The 23,673-nt window shown below is 71.4% G+C and carries 19 protein-coding genes and 1 pseudogene; 4 read left to right on the top strand and 16 right to left on the bottom strand.

Annotation, left to right across the window (positions count from 1 at the left end):
- From ACWGJB_RS47345 to ACWGJB_RS47335, 3 genes and pseudogenes are all read right to left on the bottom strand, one after another.
- Nucleotides 1-193: pseudogene (locus tag ACWGJB_RS47345) on the bottom strand (acetolactate synthase large subunit); the annotation flags it as partial.
- 243 nt (nt 194-436) lie between these two features.
- Nucleotides 437-3,409, bottom strand: coding sequence for an EAL domain-containing protein (locus ACWGJB_RS47340; protein WP_453386238.1), 2,973 nt, complete (start codon nt 3,407-3,409; stop codon nt 437-439).
- Between the two features lie 459 nt (nt 3,410-3,868).
- Complete coding sequence (locus tag ACWGJB_RS47335) at nt 3,869-4,819, bottom strand: 2-hydroxyacid dehydrogenase (RefSeq protein ID WP_453386235.1); 951 nt, start codon at nt 4,817-4,819, stop codon at nt 3,869-3,871.
- A 73-nt stretch (nt 4,820-4,892) separates the two neighbouring features.
- Between ACWGJB_RS47335 and ACWGJB_RS47330 the strand changes: the two genes are divergently transcribed.
- Together ACWGJB_RS47330 and ACWGJB_RS47325 are read left to right on the top strand one after the other, a co-directional pair.
- On the top strand, nt 4,893-5,891 hold the full coding sequence (locus tag ACWGJB_RS47330; protein WP_453386234.1) for an aldo/keto reductase: 999 nt from the start codon (nt 4,893-4,895) through the stop codon (nt 5,889-5,891).
- Nucleotides 5,892-6,044: 153 nt separating this feature from the next.
- The gene (locus ACWGJB_RS47325; protein ID WP_453386233.1) at nt 6,045-7,193 is read left to right on the top strand and encodes a PQQ-dependent sugar dehydrogenase; all 1,149 of its coding nucleotides are present in this window, start codon (nt 6,045-6,047) and stop codon (nt 7,191-7,193) included.
- Here ACWGJB_RS47325 and ACWGJB_RS47320 read toward each other — a convergent pair.
- The 5 genes from ACWGJB_RS47320 to ACWGJB_RS47300 all read right to left on the bottom strand — a co-directional run bounded on the left by ACWGJB_RS47320 (nt 7,181) and on the right by ACWGJB_RS47300 (nt 12,568).
- A complete protein-coding gene (locus ACWGJB_RS47320; RefSeq protein ID WP_453386232.1) occupies nt 7,181-10,252 on the bottom strand; it encodes a helix-turn-helix transcriptional regulator in 3,072 nt (1,023 codons plus the stop codon). The genes ACWGJB_RS47325 and ACWGJB_RS47320 overlap by 13 nt on opposite strands.
- Nucleotides 10,253-10,485: 233 nt before the next feature.
- Entirely contained in the window at nt 10,486-10,677 is a 192-nt protein-coding gene (locus tag ACWGJB_RS47315) for a hypothetical protein (RefSeq protein WP_453386231.1), read from the bottom strand.
- A gap of 197 nt (nt 10,678-10,874) precedes the next feature.
- The gene (locus ACWGJB_RS47310) at nt 10,875-11,513 is read right to left on the bottom strand and encodes a hypothetical protein (protein ID WP_453386230.1); all 639 of its coding nucleotides are present in this window, start codon (nt 11,511-11,513) and stop codon (nt 10,875-10,877) included.
- Nucleotides 11,514-11,548: 35 nt separating this feature from the next.
- Nucleotides 11,549-12,124, bottom strand: a complete 576-nt coding sequence (locus tag ACWGJB_RS47305) for a GNAT family N-acetyltransferase (protein ID WP_453386229.1) — start codon at nt 12,122-12,124, stop codon at nt 11,549-11,551.
- 99 nt (nt 12,125-12,223) lie between these two features.
- Nucleotides 12,224-12,568 carry a hypothetical protein gene (locus ACWGJB_RS47300; protein ID WP_453386228.1) on the bottom strand — a complete coding sequence of 115 codons (345 nt, stop codon included), beginning with the start codon at nt 12,566-12,568 and terminating at the stop codon, nt 12,224-12,226.
- 186 nt (nt 12,569-12,754) lie between these two features.
- Here ACWGJB_RS47300 and ACWGJB_RS47295 point away from each other — a divergent pair, with 186 nt between their 5' ends.
- Nucleotides 12,755-13,552 carry an SAM-dependent methyltransferase gene (locus tag ACWGJB_RS47295; protein WP_453386227.1) on the top strand — a complete coding sequence of 266 codons (798 nt, stop codon included), beginning with the start codon at nt 12,755-12,757 and terminating at the stop codon, nt 13,550-13,552.
- 50 nt (nt 13,553-13,602) lie between these two features.
- Here the strand turns inward: ACWGJB_RS47295 and gatB are convergent, their stop codons facing one another.
- From gatB to ACWGJB_RS47265, 6 genes are all read right to left on the bottom strand, one after another.
- Nucleotides 13,603-15,117, bottom strand: a complete 1,515-nt coding sequence (gene gatB, locus ACWGJB_RS47290) for an Asp-tRNA(Asn)/Glu-tRNA(Gln) amidotransferase subunit GatB (RefSeq protein ID WP_453386226.1) — start codon at nt 15,115-15,117, stop codon at nt 13,603-13,605.
- A 15-nt stretch (nt 15,118-15,132) separates the two neighbouring features.
- Entirely contained in the window at nt 15,133-15,375 is a 243-nt protein-coding gene (locus tag ACWGJB_RS47285; protein ID WP_351323461.1) for a hypothetical protein, read from the bottom strand.
- Nucleotides 15,372-16,865: an Asp-tRNA(Asn)/Glu-tRNA(Gln) amidotransferase subunit GatA gene (gene gatA / locus ACWGJB_RS47280; protein WP_453386225.1), complete on the bottom strand. Its 1,494-nt coding sequence runs from the start codon at nt 16,863-16,865 to the stop codon at nt 15,372-15,374. Before gatA ends, ACWGJB_RS47285 begins: the two co-directional genes overlap by 4 nt.
- A gap of 6 nt (nt 16,866-16,871) precedes the next feature.
- The gene (gene gatC / locus ACWGJB_RS47275) at nt 16,872-17,168 is read right to left on the bottom strand and encodes an Asp-tRNA(Asn)/Glu-tRNA(Gln) amidotransferase subunit GatC (protein ID WP_018544665.1); all 297 of its coding nucleotides are present in this window, start codon (nt 17,166-17,168) and stop codon (nt 16,872-16,874) included.
- 111 nt (nt 17,169-17,279) lie between these two features.
- The gene (locus tag ACWGJB_RS47270) at nt 17,280-17,771 is read right to left on the bottom strand and encodes a cupin domain-containing protein (protein ID WP_453386224.1); all 492 of its coding nucleotides are present in this window, start codon (nt 17,769-17,771) and stop codon (nt 17,280-17,282) included.
- Between the two features lie 43 nt (nt 17,772-17,814).
- Nucleotides 17,815-18,186 carry a DUF4267 domain-containing protein gene (locus tag ACWGJB_RS47265; RefSeq protein WP_453386223.1) on the bottom strand — a complete coding sequence of 124 codons (372 nt, stop codon included), beginning with the start codon at nt 18,184-18,186 and terminating at the stop codon, nt 17,815-17,817.
- A gap of 94 nt (nt 18,187-18,280) precedes the next feature.
- Here ACWGJB_RS47265 and ACWGJB_RS47260 point away from each other — a divergent pair, with 94 nt between their 5' ends.
- A complete protein-coding gene (locus ACWGJB_RS47260) occupies nt 18,281-18,859 on the top strand; it encodes a TetR/AcrR family transcriptional regulator (RefSeq protein ID WP_453386222.1) in 579 nt (192 codons plus the stop codon).
- 168 nt (nt 18,860-19,027) lie between these two features.
- Here the strand turns inward: ACWGJB_RS47260 and ACWGJB_RS47255 are convergent, their stop codons facing one another.
- Both ACWGJB_RS47255 and ligA read right to left on the bottom strand, forming a co-directional pair.
- Complete coding sequence (locus tag ACWGJB_RS47255) at nt 19,028-21,256, bottom strand: putative bifunctional diguanylate cyclase/phosphodiesterase (protein WP_453386221.1); 2,229 nt, start codon at nt 21,254-21,256, stop codon at nt 19,028-19,030.
- Nucleotides 21,257-21,469: 213 nt separating this feature from the next.
- Entirely contained in the window at nt 21,470-23,665 is a 2,196-nt protein-coding gene (gene ligA / locus ACWGJB_RS47250; protein ID WP_453386220.1) for an NAD-dependent DNA ligase LigA, read from the bottom strand.
- Nucleotides 23,666-23,673 lie beyond the last annotated feature (8 nt).

The raw sequence follows: 23,673 nt of genomic DNA, 5'->3' as shown, positions 1-23,673 counted from the left end.
TGGAATCCATCAGCGGGTCATAGGCAGGCAGGATCGCACCACCGGGAATGCCGAATACCGTGTCAGCACCGACCTCCTCAAGAGAGCGGATGAGGGACTTCGCACCCGTGACGTGCTCGACGGGCGCGGACTGCTGTCCTCCGGAACGGGGCCGCGGCTGCGGATGATGGGCCCCCGGGGCCTGCTCGGTCATCGGCATTCTCTTCTCGATGCTGAGGGTTTTTGCGAGGTTCGTACGGATTTCTGCCGCCGTACGTCTGGTGCTGGTGCAACAAAAAACCCCTCGTGCCGAAAGGCAAGCGAGGGGAGCGCGCCGGTGTGGTCGCTGGGGTTTCCGGATCCTTCTCCGGTGGGTCCCAGCTCAGCCGACGCGCTGTCCAAGTACGAGAATTCGGGTGCGCATGGAACTGACCCTCCCTCTGACGCGCACCACGTGTCAAGTGGGTGGGACGGGAGTCTCATTATGTGAGCGACGGGCATTGCCGCCTCCGAACACGGCGGTCACCCCACCGGCGACCGCGGGCACACCACCGGTGTACACCCCGGCACCCCTCTCCATGGCTCGTTCGCCTCCGGCGGCGCCCGCGAACGCCGGCTCGGCCGGTGCGTGCGGCACCGGATAGTGGCCGGAACCGAGGGCCCGGCGCAGCCGGTACTCGTCCACCGGGCCGGAGAAGGCCATGCCCATCCCGTGCGTGCACCCCATCGCGCGCAGCGCCGTGACCTGCTCGGGCAGGTCCACGCCCTCGGCCACCGACTGGAGCCCGAGATCGCCGGCGATCCGCAGCAGCCCGCTGGTGATCTTGTGCAGCCGGGGCGACTCGACGACCCCCTCGACCAGACTGCGGTCGAGCTTGAGCATGTCGACGGGGAGCTTCCGCAGGGCGGTGATCGCCGCGTAGCCGCTGCCGAAGCCGTCCAGCGCGATCCGGACACCGTGCCGGCTGAGCGCGGTCAGGCGCCGCTCCAGCTCGTCCAGCGGAATCCTGGGGTCGGTGTCGGACAGCTCCAGGACCAGCGCCCCCGAGGGAAGCCCGTGCCGGGTCAGCAGGGCCTCCACGGAGCCGAGCGGCGAGGACCGGTCGAGCAGCCGTCGAGCACACGTCCGGACGGCGACCGGCACCACGAGCCCGTTGGCGGCGCGCTCGGCGGCCTGTTCGACCGCCTCCTGGAGGATCCAGCGGTCCAGCTCGGAGGTCTTGTCGCTGTCCTCGGCCACCCGCAGGAACTCGGCGGGCGTGAACAGCACCCCCTGGGAGGAGCGCCAGCGCGCCTGTGCGGAGACCGAGTCGATCCGGCCGCTCTCCAGGCACACCACGGGCTGGTGCAGCAGCGCGAACTCGCCGTCATGCAGCGCGGCCCGCAGCCGGGTGGCCAGTTCCGCCTTGCGTACGACGTCCTGCTGCATCTGTGGCTTGTACAGCTCGACGCGGCCCTTTCCGGCCGACTTGGCGCGGTACATCGCCAGGTCGGCGTTGCGCAGCAACTCTCCGGCGCCGAGACCCGGTTCGGCGAAGGCGACACCGATGGACGCGTTGACACGGACATCGTTGCCGCCGATGGCGTACGGCTGCGAGAGGGTTGTCCTGAGGCGGTCGGCGAGCTCCAGGATGTGCCGCTCCCGGGCACTGCGGTCACGGGTGCCGTCTCCGACGATCAGCGCCGCGAACTCGTCGCCGCCCAGCCGGGAGGCGGTGTCGCCGTGGCGGACCGCGTCCTGGAGTCGGCGCGCGGCCTGGACGAGCAGTTCGTCGCCGGCCTGGTGCCCGATGGTGTCGTTGACGGCCTTGAATCCGTCCAGGTCGATGAAGAGCACGGCCGTGTTCCGCAGGGCGGGGCCCCGGTCGGAGGAACGGCGGCCGGACAGGGCCTGCTGCACCCGCCGGGTGAACAGGGCGCGGTTGGGCAGGTCGGTGAGCGGGTCGTGCTCGGCGTTGTGCTGGAGCTGCGCCTGCAGCCGCACTCTTTCGGTCACGTCCCGGCTGTTGAAGATAAGGCCGCCGTGGTGCCGGTTGACGGTGGACTCGACGTTGAGCCAGCCGCCGTCGCCGGACCGGAAACGGCACTCGATACGGGTGGTGGCCTCCTCCAGGGGGCCGGTGGCGAGGAAGCGGCGCACCTCGTGCACCACGCAGCCCAGGTCTTCGGGGTGGATGAGGTTGCCCAGTTCGGAGCCGACCAGCTCGTCGGCGGGCCGCCCGTAGACCCCGGCGGCGGCCGGGGAGACGTACCGGAGGATGCCGTTGGGTGCGGCGATCATGATCACGTCGCTGGAGCCCTGCACCAGGGAGCGGAAGTGGTTCTCCTGATGCGCCAGTTCCTGGGTGAGGGTGATGTTGTCGAGCAGCATGATGCCCTGGCGGACCACGAGCGCGAGGACCACACAGCCGGCGGTGATCAGGACGACATGGTCCGGGCTGCGGCCGTTGAGCACGTTGTAGAGGATGCCCAGCGTGCACACGGCGGCGGCCAGGTACGGGGTGAGCGCGGCCAGCGAGCCGGCCAGGGGGCGCCCCGCCGGGTACCGGCTGTGCTCGCCACCCGGGGCGGACGGCTGCCTGGGCACCGTGGCCCGTCCGCCGGGCACGTGCTCGTGGACCACGCGGGTGTGCCCCTCGGGCTCCCCCGTCGGCCGGGGCGCGGCCCAGGGGGCGTACGCCAGTAGCAGCGAGCCGGCGAACCAGCCCGCGTCCAGCAGCTGGCCGGAGCGGTAACTGCTGTGCAGCAGCGGCGAGGTGAACAGGGCGTCGCACATCACGGTCAGGGCGAGCGCGCCGATCGCGGTGTTCACCGCGGTGCGGTTGCCCGGCGAGCGCCGGAAGTGCAGCGCGAGCACCATGCTGACCAGAGCGATGTCCATCAGCGGGTAGGCCAGCGAGAGCGCGGTGTGCGCGACGCTGGGTCCGTCGAGCCGGGCGGCCTGGGCGAGCGCGAGGCTCCACGACAGGGTGAGCAGCGAGCCGCCGATCAGCCAGGCGTCCAGCCCCAGGCAGATCCAGCCGGCCTTGGTCATCGGCCGCTTGGCCAGTACCAGCAGACCGACGATGGCGGGCGGGGCGAAGCACAGGAAGAACAGGTCGGCGTAGCTGGGGCTGGGCACGGGCCGCTGGAGCACGACCTCGTACCACCCCCAGACCGCGTTGCCCAGGGCCGCCATCGCCGAGGAGAGGGCGAACAGCAGCCACGCGGGTCGAAAGCGAACCCGCGGGGAGCGCGCGTACCAGAAGCACGACACGGCGGCGGTGCCGGCGGCCGCGGTCAGACCGAAGTCGCCCATGAACAGGGCGATTTGGTTCGAGCCCCAGTCGAACGCGGAACCGACGGCGTATCCCGCGCAGACCAGGGCCAGGACGAGTTGGCGGACCACGCCGGTCCCGCAGCCGGTGGCCGGCGGCCGGGAGTTCGGCATTCCCGCCGGAGGCTGGGCCCGCAGCGCTCCGGGGAGGGTGGTCGGCACAGGCGTCGGCGCTGTCACCGGATGCTCCCGGTCCGCGTCGCGCCCGGGTCCCGGTGCGCTGGGTGAGCGTGCCTCTTGCGTCCGCTGTGGCTGCGGTGGTGGTGATGGCTGGTGTGGTGGCCGCGTCTGCGCGCAGCTGTGCGCCAGGGTCGCCGCCGGTGGCTCCGCCGCGTCGGATCGTTCGTCCATAGGCCGTGCATCGCCCGTCGCCCCCCTCACAAATCTGAAATGTCCATCCCCGGCGCCGAACGGTGCGCGGCGCAGCCCCTGTCGGGACGATACACCAGTCTCGTCACTCAGGGACATAGCTTCTCTACGCTCCGTGACGACCAGCGGCTATACGCATACACACCGCGCCCGGAAGGTCGCGGACCGTACCGGAAGTGGATTACACGCGTGTTGCTGCGATTGTCAGTTGTCGGTGGATCCCGTCGTAAGGATCACGTTTCGCAACGGCTCCCGGTTCACGAAGCGGTTCAACTGGTCGGTGACGAGCCGCTTGGCGCGCGGCAGGAAGGCCGAGGTGGGGCCGCCGACATGAGGGCTGATCAGCACGCCGGGCGCCTGCCACAAGGGATGTCCGGCCGGCAGCGGCTCGGGATCGGTGACGTCCAGGGCGGCGGTGAGGCGGCCGCTCTCCAGCTCGGCGAGGAGCGCCTTGGTGTCCACGATGGGCCCGCGCGCGATGTTCACGAGCAGTGCGCCGTCCTTCATCCGCGCGAGGAACTCCGCGTTGACCAGGCCACGCGTGGTGTCCGTGAGAGGCGTGGCGAGGATGACGACATCGGCTTCCGGAAGCAGTTGCGGCAGTTCGGTGAGCGGATGCACGGGACCGCGCGCCGAGGCGCGCCCGGAGCGCGCGACGCGCGCCACCCGCGCAACCTCGAACGGCACGAGCCGGTCCTCGATGGCCGAGCCGATGGCGCCGTAACCGACGATGAGGACGTTCTTGTCGGCGAGGGCGGGGTGGAAACCGCCCTCCCAGCGCTCCCGCTGCTGGGCGCGCACGAACCCCGGGACCCCGCGCAGGGACGCCAGGGTCAGGGTGAGCGCGAGCTCGGCGGTGCTCGCCTCGTGCACCCCGCGCGCGTTGCACAGCGGCACGCCGGCGACGATGAGGTCGAGGGCCGCGATCATGTCGTCGACGCCGGCGGTGAGGGTCTGGATGAGGCGCAGGTTCCGCATCCCCGCCAGCGGCCGCGCTCGCACCTTCTGCGGCTTCATGTAGGGGACGACATACACGGCGCAGTCGGCAGGATCACCGGGAAAGTCCTGGTCCCCGTCCCAGAAGAGGTAATTGAGCCCGTCGGGGAGATCCTGGAACTCCTTCAGCGGGATGGGGAGCCATGCGTCTTGGGTCATGTCAGGAGGCTATGTCAGGGACGTGGGGGCGCAGAGGTTAGGTTGGGGGCTCTAGAAGGAGGTTCACGGGCTGGTGGAGCGCAGGACGATCGGCGCGGGGGCGCTCGCGGTGGGGGCCGTCGGACTCGGGTGCATGCCGATGAGCTGGGCCTACAGCGGGTCGCGGCAGCGCGGTGACGAGTCGGTGAGGGCGGTACACCGGGCGCTGGACCTGGGCGTGACGCTGCTGGACACCGCGGACATGTACGGCCCGTTCACCAATGAGCTGCTGCTGGGGCGGGTGCTCAAGGAGCGGCGCGCCGAGGCCTTCGTGTCGACCAAGGTGGGCCTGCTGGTCGGCGACCAGCACATCGTGGCGAACGGCCGGCCCGGCTATGTGAAGCGCGCCTGCGACGCGTCCCTGCGGCGGCTGCAGACCGACGTCATAGATCTCTACCAGTTGCACCGCGCCGATCCCGAGGTCCCCGTCGAGGAGACCTGGGGCGCGATGGCAGAGCTGGTGCAGGCGGGGAAGGTGCGCACGCTGGGGCTGTGCGCCCTGGGGGCGCGCGGGGGGCGCAGGTCCGGCGCGCGGCTGCATGACGCGACCCTGCGCCAGTTGCAGCGGGTGCAGCAGGTGTTTCCGGTGAGCGCGATACAGGCGGAGCTGTCGGTGTGGTCGCCGGAGGCGCTGGAGGCGCTGCTGCCGTGGTGCGAGGCACGGGGTGTGGGTTTCCTGGCGGCGATGCCGCTGGGCAACGGCTTCCTCACCGGCACGCTCACGCCGGGCGAGGGCTTCGAACCGGACGACGTGCGGGCGCGGCACCCTCGCTTCACGGCGGAGATGATGGCGGCCAACCAGCCGATCGTGGCGGGGCTACGGCGGGTCGCCCGGCGGCACGGGGAGGAGGTCACCGCGGCTCAGGTGGCGCTGGCGTGGGTGCGGGACCGGGGGCGGCATGTGATCCCGGTTCCCGGTACCAAGCAGTGCCGGTGGGCGACGGAGAACGCCGGCTCAGTGGACGTACGGCTGACTGCAGAGGATGTCGCCGAGCTGGGCTCGCTGCCTCCCGCACAGGGATCGTGGGATTAGCAGTCAATTGCCGTGATCTGCCGGTGGTTCGGTGCGGCGCCGTTGTGGCTGGTCGCGCCGTTCCCCGCGCCCCTTTGGGGCGCGCTGCACTACGGTCGGTTCGGAGGGGCCGTCGGCCGGGTCGGAGGGACCGTGATCGTGCAACGTCGAGGTGTGACCGCCGTGTTCACTGCGGCCGGGCTCCTGCTGGTGGCGGGGTGTTCCTCCGGCGGCGGGGGTGGGGATCTGCCCGCGCCGCCTTGGGCCGGGGATACGTCCGCGAGCGCCTCCGCGTCCGCCGGGGCGAGCGAGTCGGCCGCGCCCGCGCAAGGGTCGGTCAGGGTGGTGCGCACGGTCGCCGAGGGGCTGAAGTCGCCGTGGGGGCTCGCGCCGCTGCCGGACGGGTCCGGGCTGCTCGTCTCCGACCGTAACGACGGGACGATCAGCAAGGTCGACGAGAAAAGCGGGAAGAAGACCGAGCTGGGCACCGTCTCCGGGGTGTCCGCGGCCGGGGAGGGCGGTCTGCTGGGCATCGCCCTCTCCCCCGACTTCGCCTCGGACCACATGATCTACGCGTACTTCACCTCGGCCTCCGACAACCGCATCGTGCGCATGCTCTGGGACGAGAGCAAGCCGGCCGGGGAGCAACTGGGCGCCCCCGACACGATCTTCAAGGGCATCCCCAAGGGGTTCATCCACAACGGCGGCCGGATCGCCTTCGGCCCGGACGGCATGCTCTACGCCGGCACCGGGGAGAGCGGGCAGCGGGGTCTCGCCCAGGACAAGGACTCCCTCGGCGGCAAGATCCTGCGGCTCACCCCGGAGGGCGACCCGGCCCCCGGCAACCCGTTCCCCGGCTCCCCGGTCTACACCTACGGTCACCGCAATGTGCAGGGCCTGGCCTGGGACGACCACCAGCGGCTGTTCGCCTCGGAGTTCGGCCAGGACACCTGGGACGAGCTGAACGCCATCAAGCCCGGCGGCGACTACGGCTGGCCGAACGCGGAGGGCCGGTCCTCCGACGCCAAGTACGTGAACCCGATCGCCCAGTGGCACACCGACGACGCCTCCCCCAGCGGCATCGCCTATGTCGACGGGGTGATCTGGATGGCCGGCCTCAAGGGCCAGCGGCTGTGGCGCATCCCGTTGAAGGGCACCGTCGCGGGCGCCGAACCACAGGCCTTCCTCAAGGGTGAGTACGGCCGGCTGCGTACGGTCGTGGCGGCGGGCGGCGACAAGGTGTGGCTGGTGACCAGCAACACCGACGGGCGTGGCCGGCCGAAGTCGGGTGACGACCGGATCCTGGAGCTTCAGGTGCGCTGACCGGCGGTGGCCGGGCGGTCGGTGTGGCCGGTACGGTCGGTGCGCTCCGGCGGGAACAGTTCCAGGCGGTGGGCCACCGCGGCGGCCTCTCCCCTCCCGGAGACGCCGAGCTTGCCCAGGATGTTGGAGACGTGGACGCTGGCGGTCTTCGGGGAGATGAAGAGCTCCTCGGCTATCTGGCGGTTGGTACGGCCCGCCGAGACCAGCCGCAGGACGTCCCGCTCCCGGTTGGTGAGGCCGAGACTCTCGGCGGGGTCCAGGGCCCGTCGCGGGGTGCCGGAGGTGAGGCTGAGGCGGGCGCGCTGGGCCAGCAGGGCGACGGCCTCGGCGAGCGGGCGGGCGCCCAGGTGGCCGGCGACCGCCCCGGCCAGCCGGAGCAGTTCCGTCGCACGGTCGCGTCCGTCGTCGCCGGACGCCTCTTCGAGCAGGACCTGGGCGAGGCGACGGCGGACCCGGGCGAGGTCGTAGGGCCGCTCCAGGCGCTCGAAGTCGGTGACCACGTCGGACCAGAGCGCGGCGGTGTCGGTGCCCCGGGCGCGGTGCAGTTCGGCCCGGGTCCAGCGTTCGTACGCCAGCCAGAGGGGCGCACCGGTGGTGAGTTTGCGCACGGCCTCGGTGAGCCGGTCGAGGAACTCGGCGCGGCCGTCGGCCACCGCGGGCAGGGCGCGGGCGTCGGCCTCGGCAGCGGCGGCGGCCAGCAGCAGGGGCCAGCCGTAGCGCTGGGTGCCCGGCGGGAAGCCGCGGTCCAGGGCGCGGTCCAGCTCGGCGCGGGCGTCGAGGAGCCGGCCCTCCTCGGCGGCGACGCCGACGGCGATCCGGGCGACGGGCAGCAGCGCCTGGGGCATCGGGTCGTGGGTGCCGTAGTGCTCGTGGGCGATGGCGAGTTGGCGGGCGGCCTCGGCGGCGTCTCCACGGGCGAGGGCGATTTTGGCGAGGCGCAGGGCGCCGGCGCCCCGGGGCTTGGCACTGGCCGCGGAGCCGAGGGCGCCCGCCGCGGCTTCGGCGGCCTCGTCCCACTGGCCGAGCGCGTACAGCGAGTCGGAGAGGTTGCCCCAGATCCACACCTCGGAGTCCAGCAGGCCGTACCTGCGGGCGAAGACGAGGCCCTCCCGCAGGATGGGCACCGCCTCCCCGCTGCGGCCGACCGAGTCCAGCTCGGAGGGCAGGTTCACATAGGCGCGGCCCGCGACATTGGCCGCGCCCTCCCGGAGGGCGGTCTCCTTGACCCGGCGAAGTTCCGCCATCCCGTTCTCGACATCACCCGCGTCGACCATGAGGCAGCCCAGGGTGATGCGGGCGTTGAGCTCGATCTCCCGGGCGCCCACCATCCGCGCGTACTCCACGGCCCGTTCGGCGGCGGCGAAGGCCTCGGGGCCGGGTTCGTGGAGCATGCACCAGTTGGCGACGTTGGCCAGCACATCGGCGTGCACCTCCGAGGGCGGCAGACCGCGCACCAGGTCCTGGGCGGTGCCGAGCTCCTGCCAGCCGTCGCCCCGGGCCAGGTCCTGGACCAGCCGGGAGCGCTGCACCCAGAACCAGGCCGCGCGCAGGGGGTCCCCCTCGTCCTCGACCATCCGCAGCGCCCTCTTGGTGATCTTCAGGGCACGTTCGCGTTCCCCGCAGAAGCGGCCCGCGACCGCCGCCTCCGCCATCAGGTCGAGATAGCGCAGCGGTGTGGTGGCCGGATCGCAGCCGCAGGGAGGGTAGACGTCGGTGTAGTCGACGGGGCGCAGGGCCGCACGGATCTCCTCGGGGGCCGTGTCCCACAGCTCCATCGCCCGCTCCAGGAGCCGCAGTTGCTCGCTGTAGGCGTGCCGGCGGCGGGCCACGACGGAGGCCTGGAGGACGGCGGGCAGGGCCTTGGCCGGGTCGTGGGCCTGGTACCAGTAGCTGGCCAGGCGGGTCACGCGCGCGTCGGCCGGCACCAGCCCTGGGTCCGACTCCAGGGCCTCGGCGTAGCGCCGGTTGATCCGGAAGCGTTCGCCGGGGAGCAGGTCGTCGGCGACGGCCTCGCGGACCAGGGAGTGCCGGAAGCGGTAGCCGTCGCCGCCGGGCGTGGCGGTGAGGATGTTGGCGCCGACGGCCGCCCGCAGCGCCTCGATGAGGTCGTCCTCGGCGAGCTGGGCGACGGCGGCCAGGAGCCGGTACTCGACGGTGGAGCCGCCCTCGGCGACGATCCGGGCGACCCGCTGGGCGCTCTCGGACAGCGCCTCGACCCGCACGAGCAGCAGGTCGCGCAGGGAGTCGGTGAGCCCGGTACAGCAGCCCTCGGCCCAGGCGACGGCGAGTTCCTCGACGAAGAAGGCGTTGCCGTCGGAACGCTCGAAGATCTCGTCCACCTGAGCGGGGTCGGGTTCGGCGGCCAGGATGCCGGCCATCTGGCGGCCGACCTCCTCCCGGTTGAACCGGGCCAGTTCGATACGGCGGACGGTGCGCAGCCGGTCGAGTTCGGCGAGGAGCGGGCGCATCGGGTGGCGGCGGTGGATGTCGTCGGAGCGGTAGGTGGCGAGGACCACGAGCCGGCCGGTGCGCAGGGTGCGCAGCAGATAGGAGAGGAGGTGGCGGGTGGAGGCGTCGGCCCAGTGCAGGTCCTCCAGGGCGACGACCACCGTGCGCTCGGCGGCGACCCGTTCCAGCAGCCGTGCGGTGAGCTCGAAGAGGCGGGCCATGCCCTGCTCGTCGTGGCGGCCGGCCGAGGCCTCGCCGAACTCCGGCAGCAGCCGGGCCAGTTCGTCCTCCTGCCCGGCGGCGGCCGCGGCCAGTTCGTCGGGCAGCGCGGCCCGCAGCGCGCGCAGCGCGGTGGAGAAGGGGGCGAACGGGAGCCCGTCGGCGCCGATCTCCACGCAGCCGCCGAGCGCGACGACCGCGCCCCGGCGGCAGGCGGCCGCGGCGAACTCCTCGACCAGCCGGGTCTTGCCGACCCCGGCCTCACCGCCGAGCAGCAGCGCCTGCGGCTCGGCGGCCTCGGCACGGGCCAGCGCCTCGTTCAGCGTCCCCAGCTCGTCGCTGCGGCCTACGAACACGGGACTCACGGACCTGGTTTCCACGGGCCAGAGCATCGCATGCGGCTCGGAGTGGACGGCAGCGGTTTTCCACAACCCCGGTCCGCTTGTCATACGACCCGCCGGCGTGGCCGGCAGCGGGCGATCCGACGACTGTCCCGCAGACCGGTGGCCGACCCCCGTACGGCCACCGGTCCCCGTGCTCTCGACCGCCGTGTCCTTGACCGCCGTGCTCTCGACCGCCGTGTCCTTGACCGCCGGGCGGCGGTCGGTGCCGCCCGGCCCCCTGTTCACACCGTGCCCGCGAGCCCGCGTCGGCCGCGTCGGACGGTATGGACCTCTTCCGGCACGGCGGCCTGGCGGGCCGCCTGCTCGCGGCGGGCGGCCCGGCGGGAGCGGACGGCCTCGCGGGCCAGGCGGGCGTCGGCGGCCTGGCGGTGCAGTTCGGCGGCACGGACCTGGTGGAGTTCGAACTCGAACATGGTGTTTCCCTTGTGAGAGACGGTGGTTGGGCTTCGCTTCTCGCGATGCCTCCACCTTCGTCTCCCAGGGGGGTGCGCCACATCGGGAGAGTTCCGCATCTTCGGACGGCCGCCGGACCGCGGACACGCATAAGGGGCCTCAGGTCGTCCATAAGGTGCTTACGGACGTCCTAAGGCCCCTTCCGACCTGGGCTGTCTCAGCTGGTCGAAGGCAGTCCGAGGAGCGCGTCGGAGTACTTGAGGACGGCCAGCAGCAGGCCGATGACGCCGAGCGCGACACCCGCCCAGGCGACCGACTTGATCCACGGCGCCTGCGGCCTTCCGGGGGCACCGAAGGCGGGCCGGGCGAGCACCACGACGCCGGTGATCAGCGCCACCAGCGCGAACGCGCCGGCCCACAGCGCGGTGGTCTGCCAGGCATCGCCGTAGACCTCCTTGACCTGCTTGGCGACGCTCGCGGTCGACGAGGTCTGGAGCTGGCCGACAAGGGTCTCGCGGGCGGCGGCCACCGTACCGATCCAGCCACCGGTGAGGGAGACCAGGCCGAGGGCGACGGAGACGACGGCGGCGGCGCCCTGGCCGACCCCGGACGGGCCCTCGGCCTCGTCCTCGGCCAGGTCCCCGGCAAGGTCGGCGTCGTCCTCCAGGTCCTCCGCCTCGAGGTCGGCGTCCGTGCCGTCGGCGGCCTCGGTCCCGGCGGCCGCCGACTCCGCCTCGGCCTCGGTCCCGGACTCCGTCACGTCGTCGGCGCTCTTGGTGACGCTCACCTTCTCCTCGTCGGTCGTGGCCTCGGTGCCCGTCTCGGCACCGGTCTCGTCAGCTGTCTTGGTTCCCATGTCCGGCACCGTACGGATCCTGTCTGAGAGGCGTCTTAATGATCGTTCTGTACGGCACGCGCGCGTGCTTCACGCCATTCCGGGGCGAGGATCGACCACACCTCCAGGTCGTGCCGTAGGCCACCATAGGGGTGCGCCTGGCGGCGTACGCCATCGCGGGTCATCCCCAGCCGCCGGGCCACGTTCAGGCTGGGCTCGTTGCCCGAGGCGGCGACCCACTCGATCCGGTGGATACCGCGCCGCTCGACCGCGAAGTCGATCAGTACCCGCATCGCGCGCGTGACGAGTCCGCGCCCGGTGCCGGCCGGCTCCAGCCAGCAGCCGACCTCGCAGTTCCCCTGCTCCGCGTCGAAGTTCAGGAAGAGCACCCCGCCGACGAGCGTGCCCTCGAGCCACAGTCCGTGCAGGGAGCCGGTGTCGGCGGCGCGCAGGTCGGCGTACCGCTGGAGCATCGCCCGCGCGGAGGGCACGTCCGTCTCCCTGGAACCGAAGGAGATGAACTGTCCGATGAACTCCCGCCCGCGTTCCAGGTGGGCCAGGAACTCCTCGGCATGCCAGGGCTCCAGCGGACGCAGTTCGGCGCCGTCGTCACCCAGGGATATCGCGTACATCGTGCTTCTCCAGTTCCACCACGTCTTCGACCAGCGCGTCGAGCCTCTCATGCGCGGCGTGGCACTCGGGCGGCTCGTTGCCGATCCGGGGCGGGCACGTCAGTCGAACTGGTCTCCGAGAGCCATGACCATGACCCCCAGGATCATCAGCCAGAGGGCTCTGCGGGTACGGCCCCGGGCCCCGAGCACCCCCGCGCCCACACACACGGCGGAGCCCACCGCATAGGCGGTCGGCACCAGCGCGGGCACGCCGCCGCCCAGTCTCATCAGGGAGGCGGTCATGCCCATCACGGTCAGCAGGGCCCCGGTCACGGTGGCGGTCCAGCGGGCCCGACGGGCGTCCTCGTAGGGATCCTCCTCGTCGTCCGCGGCCTCCACCTCGTCGTCCGCGGCCTCCACCTCGGTCGTCTCGGGTTCGGTGTCGGATTCCGGGTGTCCGGTCATGGCGGGCGAGCGTAGTGCCCGCACCTGAGGAAACCTGCTGCGAACGATGTCGACAACTGCTAGCTTCCGCTGGTCAGCCTCGATCGGCCCCTCGCCGACGACCGAAGCGGGTGCATTGTTTGAAGGTCCGAATGAGCTCCTACGCATCGCCTTCCACTACGAAGATCACAAGGAGCCCGTTCACCCATGTCCGACACCAGGACCGGGGGCGACCGCCTCGCTGACCGCCTGACCCACCCCCGTTACCCGCTCAGCAACACCTACGACCCCCGCTGGGTGGTCGACAACCAGATGGGCCCGCACGCCCTGTGGCTGCTGGAATGGCTGGCCCCCGCCCTCGGGCTGGACGGCCTGCGCCCCTGCGCGCGCGTGCTCGACCTCGGCTGCGGCCGGGCGATGACGTCGGTCTTCCTGGCCCGGGAGTTCCATGCCCAGGTCACCGCCGCCGACCTCTGGATCAAGGCCGACGACAACGCCCGGCGCATCGCGGAGGCCGGGTTCGCCGACCGGGTGCAGCCCGTGCATGCCGAGGCGCATGACCTGCCCTTCGCCGAGGGCGGCTTCGACGCGATCGTGAGCATCGACGCCTACCAGTACTTCGGCACCGACGACCTCTATCTCCCCACCGTCGTCCGCCTGTTGCGGCCCGGCGGCCGGATCGGTGTGGTCGTCCCGGCGCTGCGGGAGGAGCCCGCCGGGGTCGAGCCGCCGGAGCACCTCAGGCCCTGGTGGGAGCCCGGCTACTGGTGCTTCCACTCGCCCGGCTGGTGGCGCCGGCACTGGACCCGCAGCGGGGCGGTCGAGGTCGAGGCCGCCGACTGGCAGCCGGACGGCTGGCGGGACTGGCTGCTGTGGTGCGAGGTGGTCGCCGAGGAGAGCCCGGAGGAGTTCCACCGCACGATGGCCCGCCAGGTCGCCGAGATGCTCCGCGCCGACGAGGGCCGCGCCCTGGGATTCGTCCGCGTGGTCGCGCGCCGCACATAGCCGTACGGCCCCGGAGGCGATGCCTCCGGGGCCGTACCGCGTGCTGCTGCTCAGCCCTCGCTGACGCCCAGCCGCTCCAGGATCAGCTCCTTGACGCGGGCCGCGTCGGCCTGGCCGCGGGTCGCCTTCATCACCGCGCCGACCAGGGCGCCTGCCGCGGCCACCTTGCCGCCGCGGATCTTGTCGGCGATGCCCGGGTTGCCGGCGATGGCCTCGTCGACCGCCGTACCGAGCGCCGAGTCGTCGGAGACGACCTTCAGACCGCGCTTCTCGACGACCTGTTCCGGGGTGCCCTCGCCCGCGAGGACGCCCTCGATGACCTGGCGGGCCAGCTTGTCGTTCAGGTCACCGGAGTCGACCAGCGCGGTGACCCGGGCGACCTGCTCCGGGGTGATCGCCAGCTCGTCCAGCGCCTTGCCCGACTCGTTGGCGCTGCGCGCGAGTTCGCCCATCCACCACTTGCGGGCGGAGGCCGCGTCGGATCCGGCGTCGATGGTGGCGACGATCAGGTCCAGCGCGGCGGCGTTGATGATCGCCTGCATCTCCACCGCGGAGATGCCCCACTCGGTGAGCAGCCGGTTGCGGCGGGCCAGCGGCATCTCCGGGAGCGCGGCGCGGATCTCCTCGACCCACGCGCGGGACGGGGCGACCGGGACCAGGTCGGGCTCCGGGAAGTACCGGTAGTCCTCGGCCTCTTCCTTCACGCGGCCCGAGGTCGTCGACCCGGTGTCCTCGTGGAAGTGCCGGGTCTCCTGGATGATCGTCCCGCCGCCGTTCAGCACGGCCGCGTGCCGCATGATCTCGAAGCGGGCCGCACGCTCCACGGACCGCAGCGAGTTGACGTTCTTCGTCTCGGAGCGGGTGCCGAACTTCTCGGTGCCGTTCGGGCGCAGCGACAGGTTCACGTCGCAGCGCATCTGGCCCATCTCCATACGGGCTTCCGAGACGCCGAGCGCCTTGATGACCTCGCGCAGCTCACGGACGTACGCCCGCGCGACCTCGGGAGCACGCTCGCCGGCGCCCTCGATCGGCTTGGTGACGATCTCGATGAGCGGGATGCCCGCGCGGTTGTAGTCGAGCAGCGAGTGCGAGGCGCCGTGGATACGGCCCGTCGCGCCGCCCACATGGGTGGACTTGCCGGTGTCCTCCTCCATGTGGGCGCGCTCGATCTGCACGCGGAAGGTCTCGCCGTCCTCCAGCTGCACGTCGAGGTAGCCGTTGAAGGCGATCGGCTCGTCGTACTGGGAGGTCTGGAAGTTCTTCGGCATGTCCGGATAGAAGTAGTTCTTCCGGGCGAAGCGGCACCACTCGGCGATCTCGCAGTTCAGCGCGAGACCGATCTTGATGGCCGACTCGATGCCGATCGCGTTGACGACCGGGAGCGCGCCGGGCATGCCGAGGCAGGTCGGGCAGGTCTGCGAGTTGGGCTCGGCGCCCAGCTCGGTCGAACAGCCGCAGAACATCTTGGTCTTGGTGCCGAGTTCGACATGGACCTCAAGGCCCATGACGGGGTCGTACGACGCCAGCGCGTCCTCGTACGACACCAGGTCGGTCGTGGTGGTCACGGTGAAACTTCCCTCTCAGCCCAGCAGGACGTCGTCGTCGCCCAGCCGCTTCAGCTCGCGGTACAGCAGGGCGAAACCGGTGACGATCGCGACGGCGGACACGGTGGCATCGACCAGCCGGAGCGTGTCGTGCTCGGCGCGGGCCTTCTTGATCTGCTTGGCGACACCGACCGCGCCGAACACGGTGGTGGCCATCGACAGGTACGTACCGGACTTCGACTTCTTGAAGCCCTTGGCCTTGGACAGTGCGTTGCTCACAGCGACGGTGCCTCCTCAAGGAGCGGGTGCCCCCACCTTTCCACGAAGGCGGCCTCGACAGCGGCTCCGACCTTGTAAAGGCGGTCGTCCTTCAGCGCCGGCGCGATGATCTGCAGGCCCACCGGGAGGTTGTCCTCCGGGGCGAGACCGCAGGGCAGCGACATGGCCGCGTTGCCCGCCAGGTTGGTCGGGATGGTGCACAGGTCGGCCAGGTACATCGCCATCGGGTCGTCGGCGCGCTCGCCGATCGCGAAGGCGGTGGTCGGGGTCGTGGGCGACACGATCACGTCGACCTGCTCGAAGGCCTTCTCGAAGTCGCGCGTGATGAGCGTGCGGACCTTCTGCGCGGAGCCGTAGTACGCGTCGTAGTACCCGCTGCTCAGCGCGTAGGTGCCGAGCATGATGCGGCGCTTCACCTCGGGGCCGAAGCCCGCCTCACGGGTGAGGGAGGTGACCTCCTCGGCGGAGTGCGTGCCGTCGTCGCCGGTCCGCAGGCCGTAGCGCAGGCCGTCGAAGCGGGCGAGGTTGGAGGAGCACTCGGAGGGCGCGATCAGGTAGTACGCGGAGAGCGCCAGGTCGAAGGACGGGCAGTCCAGTTCGACGATCTCGGCGCCCAGTTCCTTCAGCAGCTCGACGGACTCGTCGAAGCGCTGGATGACGCCGGCCTGGTAGCCCTCGCCGCGGAACTGCTTGACGACACCGACGCGCATGCCCTCGACGCTGCCGTTGCGGGCGGCCTCGACGACCGGCGGGACGGGCGCGTCGATGGAGGTGGAGTCCATCGGGTCGTGCCCGGCGATGACCTCGTGGAGCAGGGCGGCGTCCAGGACCGTACGGGCACACGGGCCGCCCTGGTCCAGCGAGCTGGAGAACGCGACCATGCCGTACCGCGAGACCGCCCCGTACGTCGGCTTCACGCCGACCGTGCCGGTGACGGAGGCGGGCTGGCGGATGGAGCCGCCGGTGTCGGTGCCGATGGCGAGCGGCGCCTGGAAGGAGGCGAGGGCGGCGGAGGAGCCGCCGCCGGAGCCGCCGGGGATCTTGGTGAGGTCCCAGGGGTTGCCGGTCGGCCCGTAGGCGCTGTTCTCGGTGGAGGACCCCATGGCGAACTCGTCCATGTTGGTCTTGCCGAGAATGACCACGTCAGCGGCCTTCAGCCGCTTGGTGAGGGTGGCGTCGTACGGCGGGATCCAGCCTTCCAGGATCTTCGAACCGACGGTCGTCGGAACGCCCTCGGTGGTGAAGATGTCCTTGAGTGCGAGCGGGACGCCGGCGAGCGGGCCGAGCTTCTCGCCCCTGGCCTTCTTCTCGTCGACGGCGCGCGCCTGGGCGAGGGCGCCCTCGCGGTCGACGTGCAGGAAGGCGTGCACCTTCTCGTCGACGGCCTCGATCCGGGCCAGGTGGGCCTCGGTGACCTGGACCGCGGTGAGCTCGCCGGAGGCGATCTTCGCGGCGGTCTCGGCGGCGGTGAGCCTGATGATGTCCGTCATGACTGTCTAGTCCTCCCCCAGGATCTGCGGCACCTTGAAACGCTGCTGCTCCTGGGCCGGGGCGCCGGAGAGCGCCTGGGCGGGGGTGAGCGAGGGACGGACCTCGTCCGCGCGCATGACGTTCGTCAGCGGCAGCGGGTGTGAGGTCGGCGGTACGTCTTGGTCGGCGACCTCGCTGACGCGGGCGACCGCGCCGATGATGTCGTCGAGCTGTCCCGCGAAGTGGTCGAGTTCTTCGGGCTTCAGCTCCAGACGCGCCAGCCGGGCGAGGTGGGCGACCTCCTCGCGCGTGATGCCAGGCATGCAGCGATCCTCTGGGGTGAGTGTGTGTGGTTTGGAGCCAATCCTATGGGGCGGGGCCCGGTGACCGTGAAACGGTTTCCCCGGGCCCCGAAACCTCGGCGGCTCACCAGCTCAGTGGCGCTGCTCCCAGGCCGCGCTCTTCAGGTAGTGGTTGTCGTACAGCTCCTGCACCTCGAGGAGGCTCTCCAGGGTGGCCTCGCCCAGCCGCAGGCGCTGGAGGTGGCGGAAGTACTCGAAGCGCTCCACGCCCGGCGTGATGACGATCAGGATGTCCGCGGTGCTGCCGGGGACGGCGGCGAAGGCGTGCGGCGCCCCGGGCGGGATGACGACCAGGTCGCCGCGTTCAGCGGTGACGACGTCGTCGCCGGAGAGCAGGTCGGCGGCGCCGTCGAGCAGGTAGAACATCTCGGCCGAGTTGCGGTGCAGATGCGGCACGGCGCCGTCGGCGCCCTCCCCCAGCGTGACGCGCACGGTGGAGAGCGCGCCGCCGGTGGCGCTGCTGTCGGCGAGCAGCCGGACCCGGGTCGGATCACCGCCGACCACCTCGGCGTCGGCCTCCCGCACGATCACGGACTCATCGAACTTCGGTACGAACAATGACATTTCCGAACCCCCTGTTGATGGACGTGTCGTCCACGCGTGCCGATCAGACGAGGAACAGCAGCACCGCACTGATCAGCACAACGATCGCGGTGGCGAAGTGGATCCCGTACGCGACCGCCTTCGCTCCGCCGTGGCGCAGCACTATCACCGTGTCGAAGAGCGGCACGAGTGCCACACAGAGCATGAACCAGGCCTCGGCACGGGCGCCGGCGAACGCGAGCAGGGCGAGGCCGATGACGCCGAAGGTGCCGTCCCTGAGGCCCTTGATCGCGAGGTAGGCGGAGGCGTCGCCGTTCGGGTCGGCGGGGACGCCGTAGCCGACGGCGGACGCCTTGGGCTGGAGCAGGAACCTGGCCCCGATGAAGAGGATGAACAGGTCGAGTACGACGGCGAGCGTGTAGGCGGTGATGGTCATGACGGCCCCCTTGGTGTCTTTCTAGCAGTGCTAGGACTGAAAGCGAAGCTAGCAGAGCGTTGGCAGATTGGCTAGCGGTGCTAGAATCCCTGGCATGTCGATTCAGACGCGCCGGGAGCGCGAGCGGGCAGAGCGGGAGCAGCTGATCGTCACGGCCGCACGGGAACTCGCGGAGGCGGAGGGCTGGGACGCGGTGACGACCCGCCGCCTGGCCGCCGAGATCGAGTACAGCCAGCCGGTCCTCTACAGCCACTTCAAGGGCAAGGACGCGATCATGGCGGCGGTGGCGGTCCAGGGCTGCGCGGAAATGGCGACGGAACTACGGGCGGCGCGCACGGCGGCGAAGGACACCAGGCAGTCACTGGCGGCGGTGGCGGAGACGTACACGTCGTTCGCCCGCCGACGCCCCGCGCTGTACGACGTGATCTTCACGCACACGGTGGACCTTCCGTTCGCGACCCCTCAGGCTCCGGAGGCCCTGCAGGCCGCGTTCGCGGAGCTGCTGCTGGCGGTGGAGCCGATCGCCATGGCCGGCGACGACCCCGCCCTCCTGACGGAGACGTTCTGGGCAGCCCTGCACGGCCTGGTGACCCTGATGCGCAGCGGCCGCCTGCCGGAAAGCGCCCACGAGACGCGGCTGGCACTGCTGATCGGCCATTTCAGCGCCCCGTAGGCCTTCTGCGCCCCGCAGGTTCCGCGCCCCGCAGGTTCCGCGCCCCAAAGGGGCGCGGGGAACTGCGCGAGCAACCACAGACGCCCCGCACCCGCCCACGGCGCCCCACCCCCACGGCAGACGCCGGCCTCTCCACGAACGGTGAAGGGGCGGGCGCGTCGGCGAAGATCACTCGGCGGCCGGCAACGCAGCCCGCGGACGCTGCCACCCCCGCGACCCCCGCGCCAACAGCCACGCCGTCGCCTCCTCCGGCGGCATCGCCGCGGCGACCAGCCACCCCTGCACAGCGTCACACCCGAGGTCCCGCAGCCGCTCCCACGTCTCGTCGTCCTCCACGCCCTCCGCGACGACCAGCAGCCCCAGCGAATGCGCGAGGTCGACCGTGCAGCGCACGATCTCCGCGTCCTCGTTGTCCACGGCCAGCCGGGCCACGAAGGACCGGTCGATCTTCAGCTCGCTCACCGGCAGCCGCCGCAGATGCACCAACGAGGAGTAGCCCGTGCCGAAGTCGTCCAGCGACATCTTCACGCCGTGCCCGGTCAGCCCGGCGAGGGTGTCGGCGGCCCGCTGCGGGTCCTCCAGGAGCACATGCTCGGTTATCTCCAGCTGGAGCGCCCCCGCCGGGACCCCGTGCCGGGCCAGCCGCGCCGCCACCGAGCCCGCGAAGCCGGGGGTATGGACGTCACGCGGCGAGACGTTCACCGCCACCGGCACCCGCAGCCCCTGTGCCCGCCACCGGGCGACCTGGCCGAGCGCGGTCTCCAGGACGTACTCCGTCAGATGGGGCATCAGGCCCGACGACTCGGCGATCGCTATGAACTCGTCCGGCGGTACTTTGCCGCGCTCGGGGTGCACCCACCGCACCAGCGCCTCAAGACCGGCCACCTGCCCGTCGAAGCGCACCTTCGGCTGGTAGTGCAACTGCACCTCGTGGGCGTCCAGGGCGCGGCGCAGATCGCCCAGCAGCCCCAGCCGGTCCGGGGTGTTGGAGTCCCGCTTGGACTCGTACACCTCGACGCCCGTACGGTCCCGCTTCGCCTGGTACATCGCCACGTCCGCCCGGCGCAGCATCCCCTCCGCGTCCAGCGCGTGGTCGGGGAAGACAGCGACGCCCGCGCTGGCCTCCAGGACCAGGGTGAGTCCGTCGAGGTCGAGCGGGGAGGAGAGGGCCGAGACCAGGCCGCGGGCGACGCGGGTCGCGGACGTCGTGGAGTCGGCGACCGGCAGTAACACCGCGAACTCGTCGCCGCCGAGCCGGGCCGCCTCCGCACCGCGCGGCAGCGCGGCCCGCAGCCGGTCGGCTATCTGCAGCAGCAGCCGGTCACCGGCGAGATGACCGAGCGTGTCATTGACCGAACGGAACCGGTCGAGGTCGATCAGCATCAGTGCGGAGCGGGCGCCGATGCGTTCGGCGTCGTCGAGGGCTGTCCAGATCCGCTCAAGCAGCCACTGCCGGTTGGGCAGTCCGGTCAGCGGGTCGCGCAGCTGCTCCTCCGCGCGGGCCCGGGCTATCCACAGGGTGGAGTCGAGGGCGACCAGCGGGATGGAGAACAGCGGGAGCAGCAGCGGCTGGGCGACGGCGACCACGCAGATCAGCGGGGCGATGCCGAGCAGTGCGACGGCGACCAGGCCCTGGCGCATCAGGGCGGTGCGGGCGACGGTGGGCAGTCCGCCGCCGCGCGGTGCGTGCAGGTACCAGAGCAGGGCGCGGGTGACCGCGAGATAGGCCACCGCGACGAGGACGACCTCGGGGGCGGTGGCGACGCTCCAGCTGCCGGGGTTCCAGGGCGACTCGACGGTCGGCACCCGCCCGAACGCACCGAGCACCAGCGCGCCGGCACCGATACCGAGGATGTCCACCGCGCCGTGCAGGACGCCCTGCCGCCAGCGGTGGCGCCTGGCTATCCCGACCAGGACGACGACGGTCAGGCTGACCATGCCGGCCGGCACCCAGCCGTAGAGCAGCAGTACGGCGAGGGTGAGGGCGGCGCCGGAGCCGGTGCCGCCCCACCAGCGGGCGCGGCCGAGCAGCACCAGGTGGCCGACGATGATGCCGGTCAGTACGGCCAGCGACCAGCCGACCGTGCCGGACGGGAAGAGGGCGTGGTTGTCGGTGAAGGCGCGGTAGAAGCCGGCGCCGAGGGCGAACGCGGCGGCCGCGACGACTCCGGCGGGCAGCGCGGGCCAGGACAGGTGCCGTTCGTGCTCGTGGCCGGGCAGGTCGGGCGGCTCGACGGCGGCCAGCGGCAGCGGGTCGCGCGCGTCCACGGAGGCGCTCAACCCCGGCATGCCGACGTGCCGGTCGCCCCATACCGTCCACCGAGTCCCCCGCCACACGCTCGCCCGGCGGCGCGGCGTCAGCCGCGCTTCCGGGGCGGCGCTCTCGGTCGGTTCCATTCCCGTCCCTCTCACAGCCGGCGGTGCCCACGCCATGCGGTCCGTGCCCTGCCGGAGCACGGGAATGCCCCAACCGCAGCTGGGCACGGCAGGCGCACGCCTCAACAGTAGGCCGCAGAAGGCTTCCACGGGCAGCGGTCGTCTACGGTTGCCCGATTGCGCCCTGGCCACCCGTATGCATCTGGTATGCGCCGAACGGGTGGCCTTCAACCGCTACTCCTCGGTCGGAAGGGCGACTTCGGCCGCCGCGTCCGGTCCCTGCTCCAAAAGGACGACAAATCCGTCCTCGTTCAGAACCGGCACCTTCACCTGCATCGCCTTGTCGTACTTCGATCCGGGGTTGTCACCCACGACCACGAACGACGTCTTCTTCGATACCGAGCCGGTCACCTTGGCTCCGCGGCTCTGCAGGGCGTCCTTGGCGCCGTCCCGGGTGAAGTGCTCCAGGGTTCCGGTCACGACGACGGTGAGCCCTTCCAGCGGGCGCGGTCCCTCGTCCTCGCCGGTCGACTCGTCCTCCAGCGGGACTCCAGCGTTCTTCCACTTTCGGATGATCTCGCGGTGCCACTCCTCGGCGAACCACTCCTTGAGCGCCGTCGCGATGATGCCGCCGACGCCGTCGATGTTCGACAGCTCCTCCTCACTGGCCTGCTCGATGCGCTCGATGGAGCGGAACTCGCGGGCCAGCGCCTGCGCGGCGACGGGTCCGACGTGCCGGATGGACAGGCCGTTGAGGAAGCGGGCGAGCGGGCGGGTCTTCGCCTCCTCGATCTTCTGGAGCAGGGCGAGGGTGTTCTTCTTGGGCTCGCCCTTCTGGTTGGCGAAGACCGTGACGACCTTCTCCTCGCCCGTCTTGGGGTCGCGCTTGGGCAGCCCGCTGTCCTGGTCCAGGACGTACGCCTTGATGGGCAGCAGCTTCTCGACGGTGAGGTCGAAGAGGTCGCCCTCGTCGGTCAGCGGCGGGTCGGCCGGCTCCAGCGGCCGGGTGAGGGCGGCCGCGGCCACCGAGCCGAAGTGCTCGATGTCCAGGCACTCGCGGCCCGCGAGATAGGAGACGCGCTCTCGCAACTGGGCGGGGCAGGCCCGGGCGTTGGGGCAGCGGAGGTCGATGTCGCCCTCCTTCATGGCCCGCAGCGGTGTCCCGCACTCCGGGCACTCGGCCGGCATCACGAACTCCCGCTCGCTGCCGTCCCGCAGGTCGACGACCGGGCCGAGGATCTCCGGGATCACGTCACCGGCCTTGCGCAGCACCACCGTGTCGCCGATCAGCACACCCTTGGCCTTGACGACCTCCTGGTTGTGCAGGGTCGCGAACTCCACCTCGCTGCCCGCCACCGTGACCGGCTCGACCTGAGCGTACGGCGTGACCCGGCCGGTGCGGCCGACGCCGACCTTGATGTCGACGAGCTTGGTGTTGACCTCTTCCGGCGCGTACTTGTAGGCGATCGCCCAGCGCGGCGCCCGCGCGGTGGAGCCGAGCCGGCCCTGGAGGCGGATCTCGTCGAGCTTGACGACCACTCCGTCGATCTCGTGCTCCACGGAGTGCCGGTTCTCGCCGTAGTAGGCGATGAACTCCCGTACGCCGTCCAGGTCGTCGACCACCCGGTTGTGCGGGGAGGTGGGCAGACCCCAGGTCTTGAGCAGGTCGTAGGCCTGGGAGAGCCGGGTCATGCCCTCGAAACCCGCCAGGGCGCCGATGCCGTGGACGACCATGTGCAGCGGGCGGGAGGCGGTGACCCGCGGGTCCTTCTGGCGCAGCGAACCGGCCGCCGCGTTGCGCGGGTTGGCGAACGGCTTGTCACCGGCCGCCACCAGCCGCTCGTTGAGCTCGGCGAACTTCTCCATCGGGAAGTAGACCTCGCCGCGGATCTCGACCAGGTCCGGCACCGTGTCGCCGTGCAGCCGGTCCGGGATCTCGGCGATCGTACGGACGTTGGGCGTGATGTCCTCGCCGGTGCGGCCGTCGCCGCGGGTCGCCGCGCGGGTGAGCCGGCCGTGCTCGTAGGTGAGGTTGACGGCGAGGCCGTCGACCTTCAGTTCGCACAGGAAGTGGTACTCCTGGTCGCCCAGTTCCTTGTGGATCCGCTCGGCCCAGGCGGCGAGGTCCTCGTCGTTGAACGTGTTGTCCAGCGACAGCATCCGCTCGCGGTGCTCGACCGCCGTGAACTCCGTCGCGTACGCCCCCGCGACCTTCTGGGTCGGCGAGTCCGGGGTGCGCAGCTCGGGGTACCGGTCCTCCAGTGCCTCAAGGGACTTCAGGAGCTTGTCGAACTCCGCGTCGCTGATGACCGGAGCGTCCTTCACGTAGTACCGGAAGCGGTGCTCCTCGATCTGCTCGGCGGTCCGCGCGTGCTGTTCCCGTGCCTCGGCGGGTACCGCCGTCTCCGCCTGCTGCTTGTCGCCGGCCACCGTGTTCC

This window comes from Streptomyces sp. NPDC054813 (assembly GCF_053611365.1).
Note: the sequence above shows the minus strand (reverse complement) of the source record. Positions and strands in the feature narration are given on the sequence as shown.